This window comes from Sphingomonas lacusdianchii, from assembly GCF_022664395.1.
Taxonomy (GTDB): Bacteria; Pseudomonadota; Alphaproteobacteria; order Sphingomonadales; family Sphingomonadaceae; genus Sphingomonas; species Sphingomonas lacusdianchii.
In genome coordinates this window covers 1-794 of record NZ_JAKRET010000080.1, presented here as the reverse complement: position 1 = coordinate 794, position 794 = coordinate 1, and the positions used below count along the sequence as shown (strand labels likewise).

Annotated in this window: 1 protein-coding gene; it reads left to right on the top strand. The window is 61.6% G+C overall.

The annotated features are described in order from the left end of the window. Positions 1 to 118: 118 nt before the first annotated feature. Positions 119 to 794 (top strand): hypothetical protein (locus MF607_RS22570; protein WP_242122399.1); only part of this gene is annotated, 676 nt, incomplete at its 3' end.

Here is a 794-nt window from a genome sequence, read left to right as displayed (position 1 = left end):
GGGGTCGGTTCCGGCTGAGGGCGAAATGACACCCTAAGCGGACTGACTGGGTTGGGGGTAGGCGGCATTCGCGACGCCCGTGAAACTGGCTATGCAGCCCTGACAGGCCGTGTGATGTATGAGCATGATCCGATCTGCCTACATCGCCGCTGCGCTCGTCCTCGGCCAAGTCGCGCCCTTGGCGGCACAGGACGCTCCGCGGGCATACGATTTCCAGGAACGCACTCGCGCACTTGCATTCGACCCGGCCCGCTTCTTTTCCGAACGGTCCGAACCGGCAATGGCGGTCCGCTATCTGGGAGACGATTACGGCTTTCCGGTTTACGCAATCGCAGTCCGCAGGGGCTGCACCGATGCCGACCTAGGCGAGGCACGCCGAACATGCGGAGATCGCCTGATAGCCCGGATGGTCCGTTCACCCTATGAAGGCAAACCGCCAAGGGCGCGAGCCCGCGGGCAGCGACTATTTGCCATGATCGCAAAGTCACCGCCGCAAAGCGATGATGCCCTGCTCCGTTTGCTCGATAAGGCAGGACTGGAGTGGCTCGAGGCCGACATTCGCAAATGTCCCGCCGCAATGGCGCACCTCGCGACTGGAGAAGACCTCAGGTTCTCGTCCGTGTTAAATCAGACCCGCCAGATGCCCGAGATCGTGCTGCACGCCGACAAGATATCGTTTGAGATTGGCGAGTACCTGATGCGATCACGCTACGAGGGATGGCTGAAGCCGGGTAGTCCCGGTGCGTGGGCGAACGACTTCGCAGCGAGCCTGGAAACTTGCTGGAAACCTTCTA